Origin of the sequence: Leptolyngbya sp. AS-A5, assembly GCF_039962495.1 — a bacterium.
Lineage (GTDB): Bacteria > Cyanobacteriota > Cyanobacteriia > Leptolyngbyales > Leptolyngbyaceae > Leptolyngbya.
The window spans coordinates 36,465-57,841 of the sequence record NZ_JAMPLL010000003.1 but is presented as its reverse complement, the minus strand read 5'-3'; the positions used below and the strand labels follow the sequence as shown (position 1 = coordinate 57,841).

Below are 21,377 nucleotides of genomic sequence, written 5' to 3'. Positions count from 1 at the left end.
ACTATGATTGATGTTTCCGATCGTCCCAGCCGACCACAAACGCGCCTGCTGTGATCACACAAGTGCCTAACAACCGAATCGCAGAGACTTGCTCACGCAAAATCAGGATCGCCATTGCTGTACTGAGGACATAAGTAAACGCAGTCATCGGAATCACATAGCTCAGATCAAAGCGTGACATCGCAGCCAGATACAACAATAAACTGCAAATCAGAAAGGCAATTCCTAACCAAATCCAAGGACTCGTCAAAAACTTAACTGCAACCATCAATAGTGCGCCAATTTCGACAGAATTGATCGGCCCAATTTCGCGCATTCCCCGGCTGATCCACAAATCTCCAAAGACCTGACAGATAACCAGAAGCAGCATGATGACTGTTCTATTCATGGATTAGAACCTACTGCTAACTCAAATCCATAAGCTTCAAGGGCAGCGCGAACACGATCGCTCAGCAATGCCTCTAGCTCGACAAATCCTAGATTAAGCGGGGCATTACTCGGCTCTCCAGGAACAGTAATGGCGGGATGAGAATAGATTTCTACCCGATTGGCTGTAATTTTTGGAATCAGTTCGAGCAAGTACGATTCTGTGATTTGTCCTGTCTGGAGCAATCCATAAACGCGATCGGCAAATTGAATCCGGTGCTTCTTCAAAAGGTTCTCTCCGTAGCGTCGCAATCCAGAAAATACTAATGATCCTACAGTTTTTGCGATCCAACCGGAGCGATCGATCTCCAGTGCAATGCTCAATTCTTCTGAAGGCAAGCGGATTTCTGGGATCTCGAATTCTTTTGCCAAATCAACTAGATGCCGCAAAATAACGGGGTGAGCATGTAAATGCAAATGGCCATCCACATGAGACAGCTTTAAGCCTGTTCGCCGAAATTTCTCAAGCTGGGCACGAATTTCAAGTGGTAATTCTTGTCTCGCTTTGGCACTGAATTGATATCGCAATCCTGCCCAAGCCGGATCATCAGGAAAGTTTCCCTCAGCATCAACCAAGTGGGGAATCTGTTCGGGTGGCAGTGCCGATCGTCCCATTCCCACGACTAAATGCAATCCTACTGCTAGAGAAGGATTGGCTTTCGCAAGCTCGATCGCTTCGTCGGCGGCATCCCCCGTCACCATAATGCTGGTGCTGGTGAGAACGCCCTGCTGATGTGCGGTGATAATTGCCTGATTGACTCCGGTTGAGAAGCCAAAATCGTCGGCGTTGATTCTCATCCACCGACGATCGACTTGAGTTGATGACTTTAACATTAACGACTCACTTCTGCTTTCATCTCGGTGGGGCGATTGGGCAGGAGTGTTGTCGCTCGGAGCGCGATCGAGGCAAGTCGCGGTAATAATTTCGGTTCGAGTAAGCGATCGTCAAATCGGCTCATGCGCTGCTGATTTTCGCTAATGGTTGCCGATAAAAACTGTGGCAAGGTCAAATCATCGACAAAGGTTTTTGCGCCTGTTGCCGTAAAACCTTCATTTCCATCCTTTGCCAGCACCATTTTGCCTAAGTTAAACAAAGCACGTCCGTAATGGAAAGCAGAATGCACACCTCGTAAAATGTCCGATCGTCCTTGTTGCGCTTGAACATAAGTAATCCAATTGACGAAGAAAACAATGTGCCGTGCTTCCTCATCCAGAATTGGATCAAACAGCGTAAACATCGATTCAGGTAAATACTTCGCTTGGCGAGCTAAGCCAAACATTCCAAAGGCAAAAAATGAATCTAAGCATTCTCCAAATCCGAAGTCTGTGAAGGCTTGAGTAATATTTTTCGGTAGAACGGGTGCGGGGGGTTCTTCGACTTGTAAATCGTAGTGGCGAATCAGACATTCGATTAGGCGAGCGTGGCGGGATTCTTCTTCGCCTTGGAGTGCGATCGCGGCTCGAATCTCAGGATCGTCGATCGTGTCTGCCATGGCGCTAACCATCATGCCCGCTTCTCGCTCGGTGTCGAGTGCAATTCCCCAGAACGGAATCCGCCGCAAGCGATCGAGTTCGGCTTCATTGAGTTCTGGAAAGCTCATTGTCTCTGGCTCATACTCCAGATGAGTTGCCATAAAATCTTGGCAAAAAAGCTGCTTATGTTCCTCAGATCCAAGCTTCATAACCGCGTCCACACCACTAAATGTTCAGAGAAGGCTCTCTATATGATGGTATGACCTTTTGAGAATCGCAAGGATACACCGAACATTTTTAAGGTTAGGTTTGGGCTATTTCATACCGAATCAATTTATTAATGCGATAGATCCTTCGCCCCCTAAATCCCCCAAACTGGGGGACTTTGAGAATCCGAAACAGATTTAGGCTTGAAGTCCCCCACTCGTGGGGGATTTAGGGGGCTTCCAAGATCTGTCGCACTCAAAAATCAATTTGGTATCAGTGGTCGCGATCGCTGTTTTAGTTCTCGCGATCGCTATTCCAGTGCTCCGGATCGCTGTTTTAGCTCTCACGATCGCTGTTTTAGCTCTCGCGATCGCTGTTTTAGCTCTCACGATCGCTGTTTTAGTTCTCGCGATCGCTATTCCAGTGCTCCGGATCGCTGTTTTAGTTCTCGCGATCGCTATTTCAGTGCATCGCACCCGTGTTTACCGATCAACGTTGAGTAATTTTTGCTCATGATTGTACAGTGACGATTCACCGCGATCGCTTCGATGCTGATTCCAGAGACAAGTAATTCCCCCCTCTAAACAAGTCCCCTACCTTTCAAAGTCCCCCACTCGTGGGGGATTTAGGGGGCATTCATCCGTCCAAACCGCAGTGAGAAAACTGATCGCTCTCACGCATGTCTAGCACTACTCCTAAATCCTAGCCGATCAAAAAAGCTCACGAAGTTCAGCGAATCAAAGTCGCCTTTCGTGAGCCTAGATTGTTGAGCGATCGTACTCTAAGTTTAATCCCGCTTACACCGAAGCTTGCTGACGTTGATACAGCGACCAATACAAGCCCTTCTTCCGCAGCAGTTCATCGTGTGTTCCTTTCTCAGCAATCAATCCCTTCTCCATCACCAAAATCAAGTCTGCCCGCTTCAGAGGTGCAAAGCGGTGAGCAATCAGAAACACCGTGCGATTGTCTGAAATCGACTGCAAATTCTGTAAAACCTGTTGCTCGGTCTCACTATCGAGTGCGCTCGTCGCTTCATCTAATACCAAAATCGGGCTATTCGAGAGAAACAATCTCGCCAACGCAACCCGCTGCCGTTGCCCCCCAGAAAGGGCTGTTCCCCGCTCTCCTACATTCGTTTCGTAACCTTGAGGCAGTTCGCTAACAAAGTCGTGCGCCGCCGCCATTCGCGCTGCCTCAACTACTTGTTCGGCCGTAATGTCCGGACGACCAAGACTGATGTTATCAATAATGTTGCTATTAAAGAGAAAGTCCTCCTGCAACACAACTCCCATCTGGCTGCGTAACGAATGCAGATCTGCGCTCTTGATGTCGAAGCCATCGATCGTAATCTGTCCCGCCTCCGGCAAATACAAGCGCTGCAGCAATTTCGACAGCGTACTCTTACCCGATCCGCTGCGTCCGACCACGCCTACCAGCATTCCCGGCTGCACATCGAACGAAATGCCTTTCAGCACAGGTTCTTGGTTCGGGCTATAGCGGAAAAACACTTGATCAAAGGAAACCTGCCCCTTCAACGGCGGCAACACCAGTCCGGTTCCGGGTTCTGCTTCCGGCGCAACATTGAGGATATCCCCGATACGATCGACCGACAACAACACTTGCTGTAGGTTCTGCCACAGTTGCACCAATCGCAATAAAGGCCCCGTCACTCGTCCAGACAGCATCTGAAACGCCACCAACTGACCCACGGTTAGCTCTTGCTTGATCACCAAATGCGCCCCAACCCACAGAATCAGCAAATACGAGAAATTCGTCAGAAAATCACCCAAGTTATTGCTGATATTAGAAGTCGTCGAAGCCTTAAAGCTGGTGCGAATATAGCGAGCAAACAGACCCTCCCAGCGATCGCGCGACGGCTTTTCAGCACTGTGCGCTTTCACCGAATGAATCCCTGTAACTGTCTCCACCAAAAAGGACTGACTATCCGCACTCCGGTTAAACGTCTCATTCAGCCAATTTCGCAGAATCGGTGTGGTTGTCAGCGTCAAAGCCGCATACAAAGGCAAGACCGCCAAGGCAACACCCGTGAGCGGAATGCTGTAGAAGAACATCAACGCCAGATAAACGACTGCAAAAATCGAGTCGAGAATCACGGTTAAAGCCGTTCCCGTAAGGAATTGCCGAATATTCTCTAATTCCTGCACCCGCGCTACGGTGTCTCCAACCCGCCGCGACTCAAAATAAGCCAACGGCAGCCGCATCAAATGCCGAAACAACTGGGCAGAAAGGCTCAGATCCAACCGTCGCGCCGTATGCGTAAAGATAAATAGCCGCAAAATCCCCAGTAGCGCCTCAAACACAGCGACCCCTAAGAGCGCGATCGCCATCACATCCAGCGTCGGAATACTGCCCTGCACCATGACGCGATCGATCACTACCTGGGTAATCAGCGGAGTCGCCAATCCCAACAGTTGCAGCGTAAATGAAGCGAACAGCACTTCTCCGAGCAAGCCGCGGTATTTCCACACCGCAGGCAGGAACCAGGTTAAATTAAATTGTTCTTGCTTCTGAACGGCTTCAACCTGCCACAGTTGCCCATCCCACACCTGATCCATAAAAGATCGATGCACCGCTTGCGGAGTCATGATGGGATCTTGCGGATCAGAAATAATCCAGCGATCGCCCCTTACTCCATAGGCCACCACCCAATGCGGCTCTGCCGTATCATTCCACAGCATCAGCGCCGGAAAATTCAGCAGCCGCGCCTCTTTCCATGTCGTCTGGATTCGGCGCAACTGTAGCCCCAACTTTTCGGCTGCATCCACCACATTCGTCGGGCGCTGTCCACGCAATTGGCGCTGCACCCAATCAAGCTGCACGGGATTTTGCAGATGATTTGCAACCATCGTTAAACAAGCAGCCGCGCTATTCATCCCTGACACAAAGGGAAATCCAGACACAGGCTGCGGCGACTGATCCAGTTGTGGCATATATCGCGATCGCGTAATTGCCCAAAAGCGATCGACATCCGGTGAACGTACAGTCATCCACTGTTCGCTGCGCCACTGTACCGCCTGCACATCACCACTGGCGGCTCTCGCTTTCCAGCCGGGTAAGTCTAATAAATCGCCAATCCAGTCTCCGGGCTGCAAAACGCGGGAACTGTTGTCTTCCCCGACCAGGCGCACTTTGCCGCTGAGAACAATCATTTGAACTCCAGCGTCTTCACTCGACCAAAGCACTTCGCCTAGCTTATAGCGACGCGCTTCGGCGGTGGTTTTAAATTGCACCTGTTGTTCAGGACTGAGAAAACAGAGGGGCGGCGATTCCCAGGGGAGAGTTGTCGCGAGGTCGTTCGTTAGCATGGGGGCAGTTGAAAACTAGGGGGCTAAAATGCGGAAAGGGCGTTGCCGTTCTTCAGTCTAATCGTTTACCTGCAGTTTCACGGTCATCTTTTGAATTTTCTCAGCGAGCCAACGATCGAACAATTCCGTCGTCAGCATTTGTTTTAATTGCTGATTATCTAAAGTTGCAGGGATTACTTCCTCAATCCGGAAAAGCGCCCATCGATTTTCGAGTTCAATCGGGCCGACAATATCCCCCACATTGGCAGAATCGATCACCGCTCTGACCGCATCGGGCATTGTACCGCGACTGACAGGCCCCATCATGCCGTTTGCGATCCGATCGTCCGCGATCGAATGCTCCCGTGCCAGCATCTCGAACCGCTCTCCCTCGCTAATTTGCAGCTTCAATTCGTCTGCTAATTCTTGGCTTTCGACAATAATCCGAGACAGCACTACGCGATCGAGGAATACTTTACGCTCAATAAAATACTCCTGTAGTCGCGGCTCGGTCGCCAAGATCTTTAGCTTCTCGTTCTTAAAGTTGGTTGAAATTTGCTGATGAAATGCCGTGTAATCCAGTCCATTGCGGTTGAGCCACTCTTGGAACTGTTTCGGATCGGTGAGTTGCTGCTGAATTCGAAAGTCAACGACCGCTTGTTCGATTACGGCTGGATTAATATCAAGGTCATCGCGATATTTTACTTCAGTCTCGATTACGTACTGACGTAAAATATCCCCAATAAACCCTTGGAGCTTTCCAGAAGTTTGGAGATAACGCAGGCAATCGCGCAGGCTGAGTGAGTCGTCGTCAATCGTGAGAAAAGTGTTGGTTTCCATACGGGTAATCTGTTGCGGGTGTCCTAATCGATGGTATCGCGCCCGGATCGCCTAAGAAGTTTGCTACAGGTTAAGAACAGCTTAGCGATCGCGAGACCACTGCGATTAAACTAGAATCCTGCACTTCTGGAGTCCGCAATTTCAACCAAATCCCCTAGGACTTCACGGCATCTTCAAGGAGGGTACGGAGAAAACTCGAAATTTGAAGCTGAAGTGTTGTACCGTACCATCGGACTTCTGCGTAAATGCTCTGAGCTTGAATTCTCATATTTCAGTTTGAAATCTTTACGAAGTTCTTCATCACCTATAGAATCTTTAAAAGATCTAAACTCCGACCGGGAAACCGGGATTTATGGCATGATCGATCAGTAACTATTTGCGATCGACAGACACTCAAAAGGAAATTACGCGATATGGCTCTTCGACTAGGTGATGGCGTTCCCAACTTTACTCAGGACTCTTCTGAGGGAACGATCGATTTTTATCAGTGGGCAGGCGATAGCTGGGTGGTTCTCTTCTCTCACCCAGCGGATTACACTCCAGTTTGCACTACAGAATTGGGTGAAGTGGCGAAACGCAAGCCAGAATTTGACCAGCGCAATGTCAAGGTAATTGCGCTCAGCGTGGATGATGCAGAATCCCACCAAGGCTGGATCGGTGATATCAATGAAACCCAAAGCTGCAACGTCAACTACCCAATCTTGGCAGACAAAGACAAAAAAGTGTCTGAACTGTACGACATGATTCACCCGAACTCCAGCACAGGTTCGACCCTGACGGTGCGATCGGTGTTCATTATCGACAACAACAAGAAACTCCGCTTAACGCTCACCTATCCTGCTAGCACCGGACGCAACTTTGACGAATTGCTGCGCGTGATTGATTCGCTGCAACTAACCGACAACTACAGCGTTGCAACCCCGGCAAACTGGCAAGATGGCGACGATTGCGTTGTCGTGCCTTCGATTCCGACCGATCAAGCGCGTGAAAAATTCCCCAAAGGCGTCACCGAGGTAAAACCCTACCTCCGCATGACTCCGCAACCGAACAAGTAAGCTTTCAAATTGCTGTGATTTCATTAACTGGGTGAGTTTCCTTACCCAGTTTTTTCTATAGCGTTGAGATTTTTGATCGCCTGATTCACCCAATCAGACAGCGCCGCTTGCTCCTCGATCGAGATGTCGGTCATCATCATTTCGATCACGGACTGGGCGATCGGGGGCAGCGTCGTTTTCATTTGCGCTCCGGCTTGCGTCAGCCAAATCCGCCAAATTCTTCGATCCTGGAAGTCGCGTTCCCGGCGAATCAAGCCGCGCTCACTCATGCGATCAAGTACCCCGGTTAAAGTGCCGCCGACTTGCTGGAGTTGATCGCTAATTTCAGAAGTTGCCTGCCCGTCTTCTTGCCACAAACAGCATAAAACGACCCAGTGAAATGGCGTGAGTTCATGCGGATCAAGCTGTTCTTGAAATCGGCGGGTTCCTAGCTGCGCAATAATTTTGATGCGATAACCGAGATTATAGGGAGCTAGCAAAGCCCGCCAACCATCTGCATGGGGGGTAACGGCAGAATGAGACAAATTGGCAATGATACGATCGATGATGCTAGACAAGTGTTCGCGCTCTGGAAGCGGAATTCCCTGCAAGGTGGCTTCTCGAATTTCGACTGCGATCGGCGGGAGGATATCTTGAAGCTGTCGTCCTGCATCGGTCAGCCAGATTCGCCAAATTCTTCGATCCTGGAAGTCGCGTTCCCGGCGAATCAAGCCGCGCTCACTCATGCGATCAAGTACCCCGGTTAAAGTGCCGCCGACTTGTTGGAGTCGATCGCTAATACTCGATGTCGCCTGCCCGTCTTCCTGCCATAAACAGCACAAGACCACCCAATGAAACGGAGTCAGCTTATAGGGATCAAGCCGTTCTTGAAATCTGCGACCAAGCAGTTGAGAAAGGAGCTTGATGCGGTATCCGATGCCATGTGGAGCTAGTAAACGTTTGAGATTAGCGGGAATTTGTTCGGTGTCTGAAGAGAGCATCTCATTCCTAAAATTGCGTATTAAACGATTTAGATCTCGAAGCTCGGCGTAGCAAAAAGCAAAGTAGGAAAATTTTAGCTTAATTAAATCGCTTAAGACAAAATTAAGGGATAACGATCGCCATTCGGATCGTAATACCAATTTAAAAACAAATTCAGCAGATCACCGATTCTTCGCATCCCTTAATCGTAGAGACACAATTAATCGTTCTCCTACCAAAAGTTTCGCAACAATCTGTTGCGTGCAGCCTTCACAAATCAAATTGCTATCAGGAATGAGTAGAGCGACAAATCGACATTGATGACACTTTCTCAGAAAATTTCTCACAAGTCGGTTCTATTCTCATAGCAGAAACTTAGGAGGAGTCAGCCAGAATAGGCGACTATTGCCGATCGCGCCGCCTGTATTCGGCAGTTCTAGCCCGACTACACCCGCTTTTTTCAGGATGAGACGATCGCGGACTTCTCCCCAAATCAGCAGTTCTGCCCACCCGCTTAAGTCCGGCTCATGTCCCACCAGCGCCAGTGCCTTGTCCGGTGTGCGCCACGCTTCAAGCCAACTGATCCAGGTCTGAATATTTCCGCTTGGTGCAAGATATCCCTCAACTTCGAGTGCATTGCCCAAGCCAGCCGCTTTTAGAATTTCAGCCGTTTGCATAGCGCGAGTCAGGGGGCTTGTCAGGATTAGATCAAACTCCAATCCAAACGATCGTAGCTGCTTTGCGACCTGCTCAGTTTTACGCTTTCCTTCGGAAGTTAAAGGTCGCTCGTCATCGTTGGCGTAATCGCCGTGTTGTCCTGCCAGTCCATGCCGAATCAAATAAAGCTTCATACACCTATCAAACGTCTAGGGGCTATTTGGATCTTTACCAAATTCGTTGCCCTAGACGCTTCTTGCTTTAGATTAATTTACTCCTTTGGGATAGTGCTGCTCTGGGTTGACCAATCGCAGTAATTTCTGCTTCACCTGAGCATCGAACACCGACCATTTGGTTTTGGCGTATTCGCTGTTTTCTGTAAAGCCTGAAAGAAATCCCATCGGAATCTCAAAGCCGCCTGCTTGCGATCGTCCCCCACCAAAGAAGCGTCCTTGAGCATCTTGCCCAAATGCCTCTTTGATAAATTCGTCCGGGTCAAGCGTCAATTTGTTCGTGCGAAGCGATCCGACGACGAATTCGAGTTCTTCGTCTTCGTCGTGAACGATGCCATAAACTACAGCAGTATGGACATTCTCTTCTGTCACCAAGAAGTCTGCTGCTTGAGGAATTGCGTCACGATCGTCGTAGCGCAAATAGCCTACGCCAGCGATCGAAAAGTTGTTGTGAACGGTGCGATTTTTCAGCGATCGTTCAATCACTTCCATCACCTGTTTCGATCGCGAGGACTGCATCACCGCGTTGAGCAACTGCGCGTCATAGTATCGACTTAAAAAGGCAGCCGCGAGAAAATCTTCTTCCTGCGCCTGCATCAATCGATTCGTGTCCGATCGTAGTCCGTGCATCAGCGCAGTCGCGCACTTAATATGCTCAGGGGCGCTGGTATCAAATTTCAGCATTCCCGCCTGAATATATTGCGTCAGGATCGTCGCGGTGGCGCGAGTATAGGAGCGAATGTCAGCGAATTCAGCGTGGAGGTCGTCCTGCATACTGTGATGATCGATCACAACTGTAATCGGGATATTCGATTGCAGAACCGACGGTAGAAGCTGGCTTGTGGTTCCCTGGTTGTCAATCAGCACACAGCCTTTGTAAACCGAGAAGTCCTTTGTTTTTGCGGTTTGTGTCGTTAATCGTTGAAGCGGTAATGCGGTTAACTTCACAAGCGCAATATTTTCCTGATGCGAAAGCGTTCCAGCATAGGCAATTTCAGCTTGAATGTCGTATCTTTGGGCGATTAATTTATAAGCCCAAGCCGAAGAAAGTGCGTCGGGATCAGGAAAATCCTGTAAAAGTATTAGCTGACGCTCACCGCGATGCCGCTCTAGAACTTGACGAAACCCTTCGATTTTCTGCTCTTGCTCCGGAGAACGCATGACATCGTAAGGGTAGCGTCCTCGCTGGTCATGAGCCGCGCCATTTGACGCTTTTGAAAGATCGTTGCTCTTGGCTACAGCGAGGCTATGCGATAGAGGCTCAGTTGGATTCAGCCCAGAAATACCAGAGTCTGGTTCCATTGTGATGAGTGAAGTGAATGGCACAGTCGAATCAGATTGCATACGTTGAAGTTGTGCGGAAAATAGAACCAGCCTCGGTCGGCAGCTTCGCTTCACAGAGTGTTCTCGCCTGGTTTGAGCTGCTCGATCGTAGGCACTCTCTGATCTTCGCAAAAAAGTTCAAAAAACGGCAGAGCGATTTGTTCAGTTTCCCTCATTTGATAGAGCGGAAACCGATCTGGAGCCGCGATCGCTCGAATTCTATTCTTCTCGCACTCCCCCGATGACATATTTTTGCCATTCTTGGTTCACGCCGTTCTTGACGTGCTTGGTGACTTCAAAATAAAGACTGCTGTGCGGGCGATGTGGCGGGTTTCGCAGCGGCATAACGGCTTCTTTGGGGGTGCGGCTGCCTTTTTTGACGTTGCAGCGCACGCAAGCCGTAACGATGTTTTCCCAAGAATCTCCGCCGCCCCTTGATCGTGGGATCACATGATCCAGCGTCAGATCGTCCCCGGTGTAGCCGCAGTATTGGCAGGAGTGCCCGTCGCGGTGCAACAGATTCTTGCGAGTGAGCGGAATCTCTTTGTAGGGGACGCGCACATAATGGCGCAGGCGAATCACGGTGGGGAGTGGAAACCCCGAATAAATCATCTTTCCGTTATGCTCGACTTGCTCAGCTTTGCCTTTGATAAGCAGGACAACTGCTCGCCGCCAACTGGTAATATTGAGCGGTTCGTAGGAGGCATTGAGCACCAGAACCTTTCCCATTCGGATTGTTTTAAGACACGCTTATTTGCACTGATGCTAACATATCCAACCAATTCGGTGATGGCTAGGGCGATCGTTGAAAGAAGCGATCTCCACTCACTTTTCTCCGTTTGGTCTTTTTTGTAAAGTGAGAGTCAAGCAGTTGAGAGATGACCGGCGGTGGCTTCGGGATCGAAAATTAAATTTTCCGATTTTGAAAACATTGTTGAAATAGAATCAAGAGCCGACAGGCAAATGGTGGCTGAGGAGTAGGAGTGATGCTGAGTTGGGACCAAAGTTCGAGTATTGCCTTGATGCAGCGGGAACGCGCTTGGGTTGAGATTGATCTGGCGGCACTGTCTCATAATGTGCAGCAGATTCTTAGCCTGATTTCTGCCAAAACTGAGCTAATGGCAGTGGTGAAAGCTGATGCTTACGGCCATGGGGCGGTGACGGTGGCGCAGACTGTTTTGCAAGCAGGAGCGTCTTGGCTAGGGGTGGCGACGATTCCAGAAGGGATCGAGCTACGTGAAGCGGGAATTGAAGCGCCGATTTTAGTTCTAGGAGCGACACATACCGCAGAGCAGACTCGAGCGATCGAGCATTGGCAGCTTCAACCTACTCTCTGTACTCCCAAGCAAGCCTTAGTATTCTCAGAATCGGTGCGACAGAGTGTGTTGCCGATTCATCTCAAACTAGATACGGGAATGTCGCGTTTAGGAACTTCTTGGGAAAATGCAGTCGAGTTTGTGCAGTTAGTGAAGAGCTTGCCGAATCTATCGATCGAGAGTATTTATTCACATTTAGCAACTGCCGAAGATCTTGATCCGACTATCCGGCAACAACAGCAGCATCGCTATGAATCGGGACTTCGTGCCTGTGGTTACAACCTGAGTGGAAAACATCCCCGCTTTCATTTGGCGAACTCAGCCGGGACGATTGTTGATCCGAGCTTGCACTATGACATGGTGCGGACAGGGCTTTTGCTGTATGGACTTTATCCGGCAGAGCATTTGCGGTCGCGCTTGGATCTGCGTCCGGTGATGCAGGTGAAAGCGCGGGTGACGCAGGTGAAAACCATTCAAGCGGGAACCGGAGTGAGCTATGGATATCGGTTTATTGCCGATCGTGAAACTCAGATTGCGGTGATTGGAATCGGATATGCAGATGGTGTACCGCGTAATTTATCGAACAAGATGACTGCGTTAGTTCGAGGACAACACGCAAAGCAAATTGGGTCAATCACAATGGATCAGTTGATGCTGGATGTGAGCCATATTCCAGCATTGCAGGAAGGTGAAGTTGTAACGCTGTTAGGGCAGGACGGCAACGAAAAGATTTTGGCAGACGACTGGGCGAATGTACTCGGCACAATCTCTTGGGAAATTCTGTGTGGATTTAAGCATCGGCTTCCACGGGTTGCAGTGGGTAAGCCGTTGGTGAGGCGAGAAATGATTGATCGTCGATCGAGCCAAAATAGGGGAAGTTAGTAAAGATCACGTTCCCAGGTGACGGCGATGTTGAGTTGTTTGAAGGTGTCTTCAACCCTAATTCCTTGCAATGACTCCAAATTTGTGGACTCATCGCGACTCGAACGTTGACATTACTTCGGGTTCAGAAATCGCCCAAATAGAGATAGATGCTCCTTCGATGCCGTTTCGCGGCAAGTCTGCCAAATTGCTGTAATTGGAACACTCATTGTCGTATGGCAATATGATCCAAGCAATATGCTCCAAGTATTTCCGTTCAGTAAATCATTCCATCGCAATTACAACATCACTCGACTTAATCACTGCATAAGCCGTTTTACCTTCTTCGAGTTCCAAAACTTCGGCTGAGGTCGTCGTAATCGTCGAAGTTAACTCTACCCGATGCACCACTTCGATCGTCACCTCCGTATGAATCGACCCTTTCACCAGTCGCTTCACTTTCCCTTCCAAAACATTGCGAGAACTCACCTTGAGCGGTTTCTTCGATGAACTTACAGCCCGATCGACAGCCGCTTCTTGAGCTATTTCCCCGGTCGTCTCAGAATCGCCGGACTGCTTTAACCCCCGCAGCATCTCCCGTAGCACCTCAGTTTTGGTGCGCTGCGATCGTTGGCATATCGCCTCTAGAAGCTGCCGCTCCTCCTCAGAGGTTTGAAATGTGATCCATCCTTGATCTTTTCTGGGCATTACGCTACCAATTTAGTTGGTAAAATCTGATAAGTTGGTAAAAGTCTATTGACGTTCAGGATTCTTATCCTAAACAGAACTGTATGAAACGTAAACACTTCCTGACGGTTTTGAGTGTTGCTCTGATTAGCTTCTCGATCGTGCTTGGCTTACAGTTCGCTCAACCCACCACAGCAAACACCACTTTATTAGTCTCAGCAGCAGCCAGTCTTAAAGAGGTGCTAGAGAAAATTGAGCCTCTGTATCAAAAGACTCGCGCTGATGTGGATTTGACCTATAACTTCGGTGCATCTGGTGCTTTACTTCAGCAAATCGAGCAAGGCGCACCTGCTGACATTTTTATCTCAGCCGCAAGACGGCAAATGGATACACTCGATCAAAGAGGCGCATTAGTTCCGGGAACTCGCGGTAACTTAGCAAACAATCGATTAGCGATCGTCGTTCCCAAAGCCTCAAGAATCGTCACAAGCTTCTCAAGTCTTAAAGAGCCGGAAATTAAGCGGGTGGCGATCGGCGAACCGAGAAGCGTTCCTGCCGGACAGTATACTGAACAGGTTTTGCAAAAGCTGAATCTGTCCAACGATCTCAACTCTAAGCTCGTTTATGCGAACAATGTGCGGCAAGTTCTCGCGGCGGTTGAAAGCGGCAATGCGGATGCAGGGTTTGTTTATGTGACCGATGCTCAGATCTCCGATAAAGTGAAAATTGCTGCCATTGCTGCTGAGAGCTTTCATTCGCCAATTGTTTATCCGATAGCAGTGTTGAAGAGCAGCAAGAGTGTCGATGTAGCCAAATCCTTTTTGCAGTATCTATCCAGTAATGAAGCGAGAAGCGTATTCCGCAAGTACGGATTTATTGTGCCGAAATAGCAATTTTGTCGAATGAATGTAACAATGACTGTTCCCCTTGATCTGGCTCCATTGTGGATCTCGCTGAAAGTAGCCGCGATCGCAACTGTCTTTACCTTCTTTGCAGGAATCGCCGTTGCCTATTGGATGCTGAACTATCGCGGCAAGGGAAAATTCATACTTGAAGGAATCTTTGTCTCTCCGTTGATCCTGCCGCCGACTGTGGTGGGTTTTTTGCTGCTGTTGGTGTTTGGTAAGAATGGCTGGGTGGGGCAGTTGTTGGGGTCGATCGATTTCAGCCTTGTATTCACCTGGTATGGAGCCGTGCTCACGGCAACAGTCGTTTCATTCCCCTTGATGTACCGAACCGCATTGGGAGCGTTCGAGCAGATTGATGAGAACCTCTTAGCCGTTGCTCGGACTTTAGGAGCTTCAGAATGGACAGTGTTCCGTCGAGTTCTGCTGCCTTTAGCATTGCCGGGAGTGTTAGCAGGTGCGGTACTGGGGTTTGCCAGGGCATTAGGTGAATTCGGGGCGACCTTGATGTTAGCAGGCAACATTCCTGGACAAACGCAGACGATTCCAATGGCAATTTATTTTGCTGTAGAAGCGGGCGCAATGAATGAGGCTTGGTTCTGGGCAGTGATGATTCTATTGATTTCGCTGTCTGGAATCTTTGCGGTCAACTTCTGGCAAGACCGACAGCAGCAATTGAAACTGCTGCGAACCGCTAGAAAGCCAAATCATAAAGCAGTTGCGGAAATTTCTCCAACTTCATCAGGTTTATTTGTTGACATTCAAAAGCAGCTTGCAGCCTTCGACTTAGATCTGACTTTCAGTGCAACAAAATCAACACTAGGAATGCTAGGGGGATCAGGTGCAGGAAAGAGTATGTTACTGCGCTGTATTGCAGGAATGGAAAGTCCAACACAAGGACGAATTGTTCTCAACGGACGAGTTTTGTTTGATGCAAAGGCAGGAATTAATGTACCGAGCCGCGATCGCAAAGTCGGTTTTCTGGTGCAGAACTACGCTTTATTTCCGAACCTAACTGTTGCAGAAAACATTGCTTTTGGCTTACCAAAGTCTCTTGCTAAACGTGAAGCACGTCAGCGCATCAAAGCTCAGTTGAATTCAGTACAACTACAAGGGTATGGCGATCTCTATCCGCATCAATTGTCTGGCGGACAACAGCAGCGGGTTGCATTAGCGCGGGTACTTGCAAGTGAGCCAGAGGTAGTTCTGCTCGATGAACCTTTTTCAGCCTTAGATACCCATCTGCGGAGTCAAATGGAACAAGAAGTGATTGCACGACTCCGAGAGTTTAAGGGCGTGAGCTTGTTTGTCACCCACAACTTAGAAGAAGCGTATCGAGTGTGTGATGATTTGATTGTTCTGGAGCAAGGACAGACGCTTGCATATGGTTCAAAGTATGACATTTTTGCAAGACCCGGTAGATTAGGTGTAGCTCAACTGACCGGATGCAAGAACATTTCTCCAGCCCAAGTCATCACAGAACAAGAGATTTATGCAATGGATTGGGGCATTCGCTTGCGAGTAATTGAACCCTTACTTGATCGATTCGCTTATGTTGGAATTCGTGCCCATCAGATTCGATTTACAGATGCTCCAAATCGAGAAAATACCTTTCCTTGCTGGCTCGTTTCAACCAGTGAAACGCCGCATCGCATGACAGTCTTTCTCAAGTTCACGAATGATGCGACTAATCCACAGGACTATCATATTCAAGCCGAAGTCTTTAAAGAGAAGTGGGAGATGCTGAAGCCCAAGCCCTTCCCTTGGTTTGTTCAGATTGAAGCACTGCGGTTGATTTTACTAGAAGCATAAAGTGCTGAATTGATTAAGCTCGCCCTCATGGAAGCAGCGATCGTTCTGAACGAGCTTTTCTGAGCGCCAAGTTTATAGAAAACTAAAAAAACTACAACTCACCAAAGTTTCGTTGTATTCTAGGCGACCTCACTAGAAATAACGAATCAAAATAACACCCAATATGAAGAACTCGAAACGACTGATGTTCTCAGCAAAAAGCCTTCTTCTCAGCTTCGGCGCTGTTCTCAGTGTCGCTCAAGTCTCCCTTGCAGAAGTTATCAATATTACCCTGCTGCACCTCAACGATATTTATGAGATTACACCTGTCGAAGGCGGCAAACGCGGCGGCATGGCGCGAGTCGCAACCCTACGTAAACGACTTCTCGCACAAAATTCACGCACCTTTACGCTGCTTGCAGGCGATGCCTTTAGTCCCTCTGCTCTGGGAACTGCAAAAGTCAATGGTAGACGGTTAGCAGGACAGCAAATGGTCGCCACAATGAACGCAGTTGGGTTTGACTACGCGACGTTAGGGAATCATGAATTTGACATTTCTAAAGAGGAGTTTCTACAACGCTTAAGCGAATCAAGATTCAAATGGGTCTCTAGTAACGTCGATGATGAAACTGGACAAGCCTTTCCTAAAGTTGAACGATCGCAAATTCTCACTATCAAAGGCGATCGCGGAGCTACTGTGCGGATTGGATTAATTGGATTAACAATCGACAGCAATCCAGCCAACTATGTGCGCTATCGCGCTCCGATTGAAGTAGCAAAAAACCAAGTTGCCGCACTCCGGGGAAAAGTCAATGCGATCGTTGCGCTCACTCACCTGAGTTTGGCAGAAGACCAACAACTCGCCGCCGCAGTACCAGAGATTGATTTAATTCTGGGCGGACATGAACACGAAAACATTCAGCAATGGCGACTGGTGCAGCGCCCTGTGCGATCGTCTCGCTGTATCGATAAAGGCACTCCCATCTTCAAAGCCGATGCCAATGCTCGCACTGTATATGTTCATACGCTCAAATACGACACAACGAGCCGATGTCTAACAATCGATTCACAACTCCAACCGATCACTGCTGCTCTACCCGATGATCCTAAAACAGCAAAGGTTGTGCAAGACTGGCAGCAAAAAGGATTTCAGGCGTTCCGAGATAGCGGATTTGAGCCGAATCAAACGGTTGCAACAACAACTGAATATCTAGACGGATTAGAAGAAAGTGTCCGCAATCGATCGACGAACTTAACCGAATTAATTGCAAAAGCAATGCTCCGAGAAGTGGGCGATGCAGAACTCTCGATTTTTAACAGTGGCTCGATTCGGATTGACGATCGCATTCCGCCGGGAACAATTAGCCAGTACGATATCATTCGAATTTTACCGTTTGGAGGAAAGGTACTATCGGTTGAGATACCAGGAATGTTATTGAAGCGAGTGCTGGATCAAGGCAAAGCCAATCGAGGTGCAGGCGGATATCTCCAAACGGCAAATGTGCAATATGACGAAAAATCAGGGTGGCAGATTCAGGGGAAACCGCTAGATAGCGGTCGTACTTATAAGGTCGCTATCAATGATTTTTTAATTAGCGGCAAAGAACAGAATCTTGAATTTCTGTCGCTTCAAGCTGCAGGTGTCAAGCTAATTGCAGAAAAACGCGATATTCGATTTGCAGTGATTCAGGAAATGCAGAATCGTAACTAAACTGGCGTAGCACTACAGGATCTGTCTTCATGACTACGGGGGCAAGTTTGTAAACCTTACTGTTGATTCTCGAAGGACTGTAACCCAACCCAAACACCGCTCGCGTCAATCTCAAACCCAATCGATCGCTCTCTGGCGATATCAGTTGTTAGCTCTTTGTGCTGGGCTACGGCGCTGGTAGTTTAATCGCCAGGGACAAGTATTTTTCAGCTTACTAAGCTTTTTGAGGGGTTAAATTGCTCTAATGGACAATGACACGAAGGTTGATCGAGCCATTGGGTCCCAACTTGATAGAGCGCTGCCATCACGGGCTGAATCTGCTGCCCCTTTTCAGTGAGAGAATATTCGACGTGGGGCGGCACTTCGGCAAACACTTGTCGATCGATTAAGCCATTTTCTTCCAGTTCTCGCAGTCGGATCATCAACGTCTTCGTGCTAATTCCCGGTAGCGCTGCTAATAATTCATGTGTCCGGCGCTTACCTGTAAATAGCTCTCTTAAAACTAAAATTGACCATTTGTTGCCGAGTAGGTCTACAACAAATTAAATCGGGCACTTGAATTCTAAACAATCATTTACGTTGTGCATCCATTCCAACCTGATTCCGCCATTTTCTACTTTAAACAATGACGGGAATTGCGAACGGAGCTAAAGACTTAAGCATTTCTTTACAGTTTGAATCCTTGCTTCTGAAATGATCCCGTCTTTCACCAGACGGGATACTCATACGCAATTAGATTGATTTGGAGAAAGTTTTAGCGGTACGATCTCCAAGATAAGCATCAAAAACCGATGCGATATTGCGGATCAACAGCCGCCCGATTGGAGTAACTTCGATCCCATCGCTCCACTGCTTGATTAACTCATCTGCTTCCAGTGCATCAAGCTGTGATAGTTCTTGAGCAAAATAATCATTGAAATCAACATCAAACCCCAAATGATACTTCGCTTCTAGACCAGCAGCAGAAATCTGAAATTGACACATCAATTCCATAATCACTATGCGTCGGATTAAATCATCCTGACTGAGCCGCACTCCTTTCTCGAACGGTAACTGACCTGCATCAATAGAGCAGTAAAAGTCCTTCAAGTGTTTATGATTCTGGATATAAACATCTTGCAGCATACTAATTGATGTGACTCCAAAGCCTAATAAATCAGATTCAGGCTTGGTTGTGTAGCCTTGAAAATTACGATGAAGTTCCCCGGCTTGTTGTGCGATCGCAAGTTCATCATTTGGCTTAGCAAAGTGATCCATGCCAATAAACACATAGCCGTTTTGTGTGAGTTGGGCGATCGTGTTTTGTAGAATCTTCAGCTTCTCAGCAGCATCGGGCATTGTAGATTCTGACATTCGTTTTTGAGTCGGCTTGAGCCAGGGAACATAAGCGAAATTGAACACCGCAATGCGATCGGGATCTAACGCTAAAGTTTTCTCAACAGTCTACTGGAAGGATGCCGCAGTTTGGAAGGGTAAGCCGTAGATCAAATCCACATTGACGCTTTCAAAGCCTGCTTCTCGAATCCAATTCATCACATCAAATAACATTGCTTCAGGCTGCACCCTATTAATTGCGACTTGAACTTGAGGATTGAAGTCCTGAATACCAAAGCTAATTCGGTTAAAGCCGAGTTGCCGAAGGAAATGAATATCATCGCGTTCAAGATATCGAGGATTGACCTCGATCAACAGTTCTGCGCTGGAATCAATGCGGAAATAGCGATGTAGCTGTTTCCAGAGAAATTCAATCTGCTGAAGATCAAGGTAATTCGGTGTGCCGCCGCCCCAGTGAAGTTGATGTACCACACGATCAGAACTGACAAGCTGAGCCGTTTGGCGAATTTGACGGGCAAGATAGCCTAAGTAGAGTTCTGCAACTTCTTTGCGCTGAGTAATGATGGTGTTGCAGCCGCAGAAGTAGCAGGGAGTTTCGCAAAATGGAATATGACAGTAGAGCGATAAGGGGGTTTGTTTACGATTGCCAAGGTCGATCGCGGCGCGAAAGAAGTCTGGATCAAAATCAGCGCTTAATTCTGTAGCGGGTGGATAGCTTGTATAGCGAGGTAAGGGCTGATTGTATTGATTTAATAGTGCCGCGTTAAATTTAACGGTTTGTGAAATGTGTTTCATCGATTGGAAACTCCTGAACAATGAGCAATCAAATTAATCGACACTGTAGAGACGCAATCAAAAGCTTCTGAGGAGTTCGCGCCTCTACAAAATGATGGCTAATTTTCTTAATGAATCGCAGATCGAGTCGTCTCAGCATCGACGGAGGGCAAGAAGTAGAGCCGCAGCATTTGCCAGATAATTACAGCAATGTAAGGCAATTTTTGACAAAGCTGAATCCATTTTTGACGCTGATTGTTCGTAATCTCAGATAGATTTTGATTCGCGATCGCACATTTCTTCAACCGTGGGAAGAACTCTGGATGATCGGTGTCCAATACACTCGGAAACGCTCGTTTTGAGGTTTCGTTGGTGTGTTGAATCACATCTTTGTTGTATTGATCTGCATCCATGCCGATCGATTCGTAAAAGGTCGATCGTTCTAGCACTGTTAAAGTGTGCGTCACAAAAACAGTTAATAAGAAAAAGCGTGCCCAGAGTTTTGCTTGCCAGCGCTTCCAGATTTTGGGCTGCGATCGGAGTAGAGCTTTGAAGAAATCACCGTGCCGATTTTCATCTTGGCACCAACTATCAAAGTAGCGGAACAGCGGATAAACTCGATGTTCTGGATGCTTTTCCAGGTGGCGATACACCAAGATATAGCGCCAGTAACCAATCTTTTCTGATAGATAAACGGTGTAAATCACCCACTCTGGCGAAAAGAATGTATAAGTCCGATTTTTTGTCAGATAGCCTAGATCAAGCGATAGTCCAAAATCTGCCATTGCCTTGTTTAAAAAGCCAGCATGACGTGCTTCATCGCGGGCTAGGAGGTGAAAAGCTTCTGACAGCAAAGGCTGACGATTTTTGAGCTTGCGCGAGAGTTCTTTGAACAACAAAAAACCCGAAAACTCTGACGTACAAGAACGTTCTAGAAAATCAATACATGCAGCGCGAGTTTCGCCGTCAATCTGTTCCCAGCTTTGCTGAAACTCTTCGTTGCGGACAAAGTGGTGGCGATTGTAATCTGCTCGAAGTTCTGCGACTACGGCTTCTAATTCGTCTTCGTGTCCGGAGAGATCCATATTCGCAACCGCATCAAAATCAGTGATATAGAATCTCGGCGTTAACAGGGTTTCTTTAACAGGTGTTTTGATCCCAGATGTCTCAGATTTTGGAATTGCACTGACCATAGCGCGGATTGTTCGGAAGAGATAACTTGCTTACTTTCTCCGAAACTACGATCGCTGCACAAGTGAGTTATCGACAGTATCCTATAGAACCCATTTGGGATCTTTTCTTGAAATACAAAGGTAAGCAGGAAGCCCGTTTCGAGCAGCTTATAGATTTAGGAGAAAAATCGTGGTTCAAGAACTATCTGAATCATAAGATCGAGGCATTACTAGCCTTGAAGACACCTCAAAAAGATCCCAAATGGGTTCTATAGCTACTTGAAGTAAAGCATTGTGACCCACATAGGGTTAGAGCAATCTTTGAAGAAGTGTTACATCGTTGGTG

At 47.9% G+C, this 21,377-nt stretch carries 17 protein-coding genes and 3 pseudogenes; 6 read left to right on the top strand and 14 right to left on the bottom strand.

Annotated features, from left to right (window positions below; genetic code table 11):
• Window position 1: 1 nt before the first annotated feature.
• Genes NC980_RS04930 through NC980_RS04920 form a run of 3 tightly spaced genes read right to left on the bottom strand, consistent with a single transcriptional unit; the run spans window position 2 to window position 2,060 of the window.
• Window positions 2–370 carry a hypothetical protein gene (locus NC980_RS04930; RefSeq protein ID WP_348253906.1) on the bottom strand — a complete coding sequence of 123 codons (369 nt, stop codon included), beginning with the start codon at window positions 368–370 and terminating at the stop codon, window positions 2–4.
• 14 nt (window positions 371–384) lie between these two features.
• The gene (gene hpnK / locus NC980_RS04925; protein ID WP_190377673.1) at window positions 385–1,260 is read right to left on the bottom strand and encodes a hopanoid biosynthesis-associated protein HpnK; all 876 of its coding nucleotides are present in this window, start codon (window positions 1,258–1,260) and stop codon (window positions 385–387) included.
• On the bottom strand, window positions 1,260–2,060 hold the full coding sequence (locus NC980_RS04920) for a ferritin-like domain-containing protein (RefSeq protein ID WP_242027046.1): 801 nt from the start codon (window positions 2,058–2,060) through the stop codon (window positions 1,260–1,262). The genes hpnK and NC980_RS04920 overlap by 1 nt, the downstream gene beginning before the upstream one ends.
• Before the next feature lie 249 nt (window positions 2,061–2,309).
• Here NC980_RS04920 and NC980_RS04915 point away from each other — a divergent pair, with 249 nt between their 5' ends.
• On the top strand, window positions 2,310–2,609 hold the full coding sequence (locus tag NC980_RS04915) for a hypothetical protein (protein WP_190377671.1): 300 nt from the start codon (window positions 2,310–2,312) through the stop codon (window positions 2,607–2,609).
• A gap of 294 nt (window positions 2,610–2,903) precedes the next feature.
• Here NC980_RS04915 and NC980_RS04910 read toward each other — a convergent pair whose 3' ends face one another.
• Both NC980_RS04910 and NC980_RS04905 read right to left on the bottom strand, forming a co-directional pair.
• Window positions 2,904–5,432 (bottom strand): peptidase domain-containing ABC transporter, encoded by a 2,529-nt coding sequence (locus NC980_RS04910; protein ID WP_190377670.1) that lies wholly within the window; start codon window positions 5,430–5,432, stop codon window positions 2,904–2,906.
• A gap of 57 nt (window positions 5,433–5,489) precedes the next feature.
• Window positions 5,490–6,251 (bottom strand): peptidylprolyl isomerase, encoded by a 762-nt coding sequence (locus NC980_RS04905; protein WP_190377669.1) that lies wholly within the window; start codon window positions 6,249–6,251, stop codon window positions 5,490–5,492.
• Window positions 6,252–6,664: 413 nt separating this feature from the next.
• Between NC980_RS04905 and NC980_RS04900 the strand changes: the two genes are divergently transcribed.
• A complete protein-coding gene (locus NC980_RS04900; RefSeq protein WP_190377668.1) occupies window positions 6,665–7,306 on the top strand; it encodes a peroxiredoxin in 642 nt (213 codons plus the stop codon).
• 41 nt (window positions 7,307–7,347) lie between these two features.
• On the opposite strand, the gene NC980_RS04895 is transcribed toward NC980_RS04900, so the two are convergent.
• The 5 genes and pseudogenes from NC980_RS04895 to NC980_RS04875 form a co-directional block, all read right to left on the bottom strand.
• Window positions 7,348–7,830, bottom strand: a complete 483-nt coding sequence (locus NC980_RS04895; RefSeq protein WP_199298617.1) for a MarR family transcriptional regulator — start codon at window positions 7,828–7,830, stop codon at window positions 7,348–7,350.
• Window positions 7,825–8,286 (bottom strand): annotated as a pseudogene (locus NC980_RS04890) (MarR family transcriptional regulator); the annotation flags it as partial. The gene NC980_RS04895 and the pseudogene NC980_RS04890, both read right to left, overlap by 6 nt.
• Window positions 8,287–8,628: 342 nt before the next feature.
• Window positions 8,629–9,117 carry a phosphohistidine phosphatase SixA gene (gene sixA / locus NC980_RS04885; RefSeq protein WP_190377666.1) on the bottom strand — a complete coding sequence of 163 codons (489 nt, stop codon included), beginning with the start codon at window positions 9,115–9,117 and terminating at the stop codon, window positions 8,629–8,631.
• A 72-nt stretch (window positions 9,118–9,189) separates the two neighbouring features.
• Window positions 9,190–10,500 carry a bifunctional oligoribonuclease/PAP phosphatase NrnA gene (locus NC980_RS04880; protein ID WP_348253905.1) on the bottom strand — a complete coding sequence of 437 codons (1,311 nt, stop codon included), beginning with the start codon at window positions 10,498–10,500 and terminating at the stop codon, window positions 9,190–9,192.
• 198 nt (window positions 10,501–10,698) lie between these two features.
• On the bottom strand, window positions 10,699–11,208 hold the full coding sequence (locus NC980_RS04875; protein WP_190377665.1) for an HNH endonuclease: 510 nt from the start codon (window positions 11,206–11,208) through the stop codon (window positions 10,699–10,701).
• Between the two features lie 257 nt (window positions 11,209–11,465).
• On the opposite strand from NC980_RS04875, the gene alr reads away from it, so the two are divergent.
• Window positions 11,466–12,677, top strand: coding sequence for an alanine racemase (gene alr, locus NC980_RS04870; protein ID WP_190377664.1), 1,212 nt, complete (start codon window positions 11,466–11,468; stop codon window positions 12,675–12,677).
• A gap of 264 nt (window positions 12,678–12,941) precedes the next feature.
• Here alr and NC980_RS04865 read toward each other — a convergent pair whose 3' ends face one another.
• On the bottom strand, window positions 12,942–13,364 hold the full coding sequence (locus NC980_RS04865; RefSeq protein WP_190377663.1) for a molybdopterin-binding protein: 423 nt from the start codon (window positions 13,362–13,364) through the stop codon (window positions 12,942–12,944).
• Between the two features lie 83 nt (window positions 13,365–13,447).
• Between NC980_RS04865 and modA the strand changes: the two genes are divergently transcribed.
• From modA to NC980_RS04850, 3 genes are all read left to right on the top strand, one after another.
• On the top strand, window positions 13,448–14,233 hold the full coding sequence (gene modA / locus NC980_RS04860) for a molybdate ABC transporter substrate-binding protein (protein ID WP_190377662.1): 786 nt from the start codon (window positions 13,448–13,450) through the stop codon (window positions 14,231–14,233).
• A 24-nt stretch (window positions 14,234–14,257) separates the two neighbouring features.
• The gene (gene modB, locus NC980_RS04855; RefSeq protein WP_190377661.1) at window positions 14,258–16,060 is read left to right on the top strand and encodes a molybdate ABC transporter permease subunit; all 1,803 of its coding nucleotides are present in this window, start codon (window positions 14,258–14,260) and stop codon (window positions 16,058–16,060) included.
• Window positions 16,061–16,223: 163 nt separating this feature from the next.
• Window positions 16,224–17,750, top strand: a complete 1,527-nt coding sequence (locus tag NC980_RS04850) for a bifunctional metallophosphatase/5'-nucleotidase (RefSeq protein WP_190377660.1) — start codon at window positions 16,224–16,226, stop codon at window positions 17,748–17,750.
• Between the two features lie 206 nt (window positions 17,751–17,956).
• Here the strand turns inward: NC980_RS04850 and NC980_RS04845 are convergent.
• The 3 genes and pseudogenes from NC980_RS04845 to acsF form a co-directional block, all read right to left on the bottom strand.
• A pseudogene (locus NC980_RS04845) lies at window positions 17,957–18,337 on the bottom strand (helix-turn-helix domain-containing protein).
• Window positions 18,338–18,482: 145 nt separating this feature from the next.
• Window positions 18,483–19,880: pseudogene (gene hemN / locus NC980_RS04840) on the bottom strand (oxygen-independent coproporphyrinogen III oxidase).
• Between the two features lie 107 nt (window positions 19,881–19,987).
• Complete coding sequence (gene acsF / locus NC980_RS04835) at window positions 19,988–21,052, bottom strand: magnesium-protoporphyrin IX monomethyl ester (oxidative) cyclase (RefSeq protein ID WP_190377659.1); 1,065 nt, start codon at window positions 21,050–21,052, stop codon at window positions 19,988–19,990.
• Window positions 21,053–21,377 lie beyond the last annotated feature (325 nt).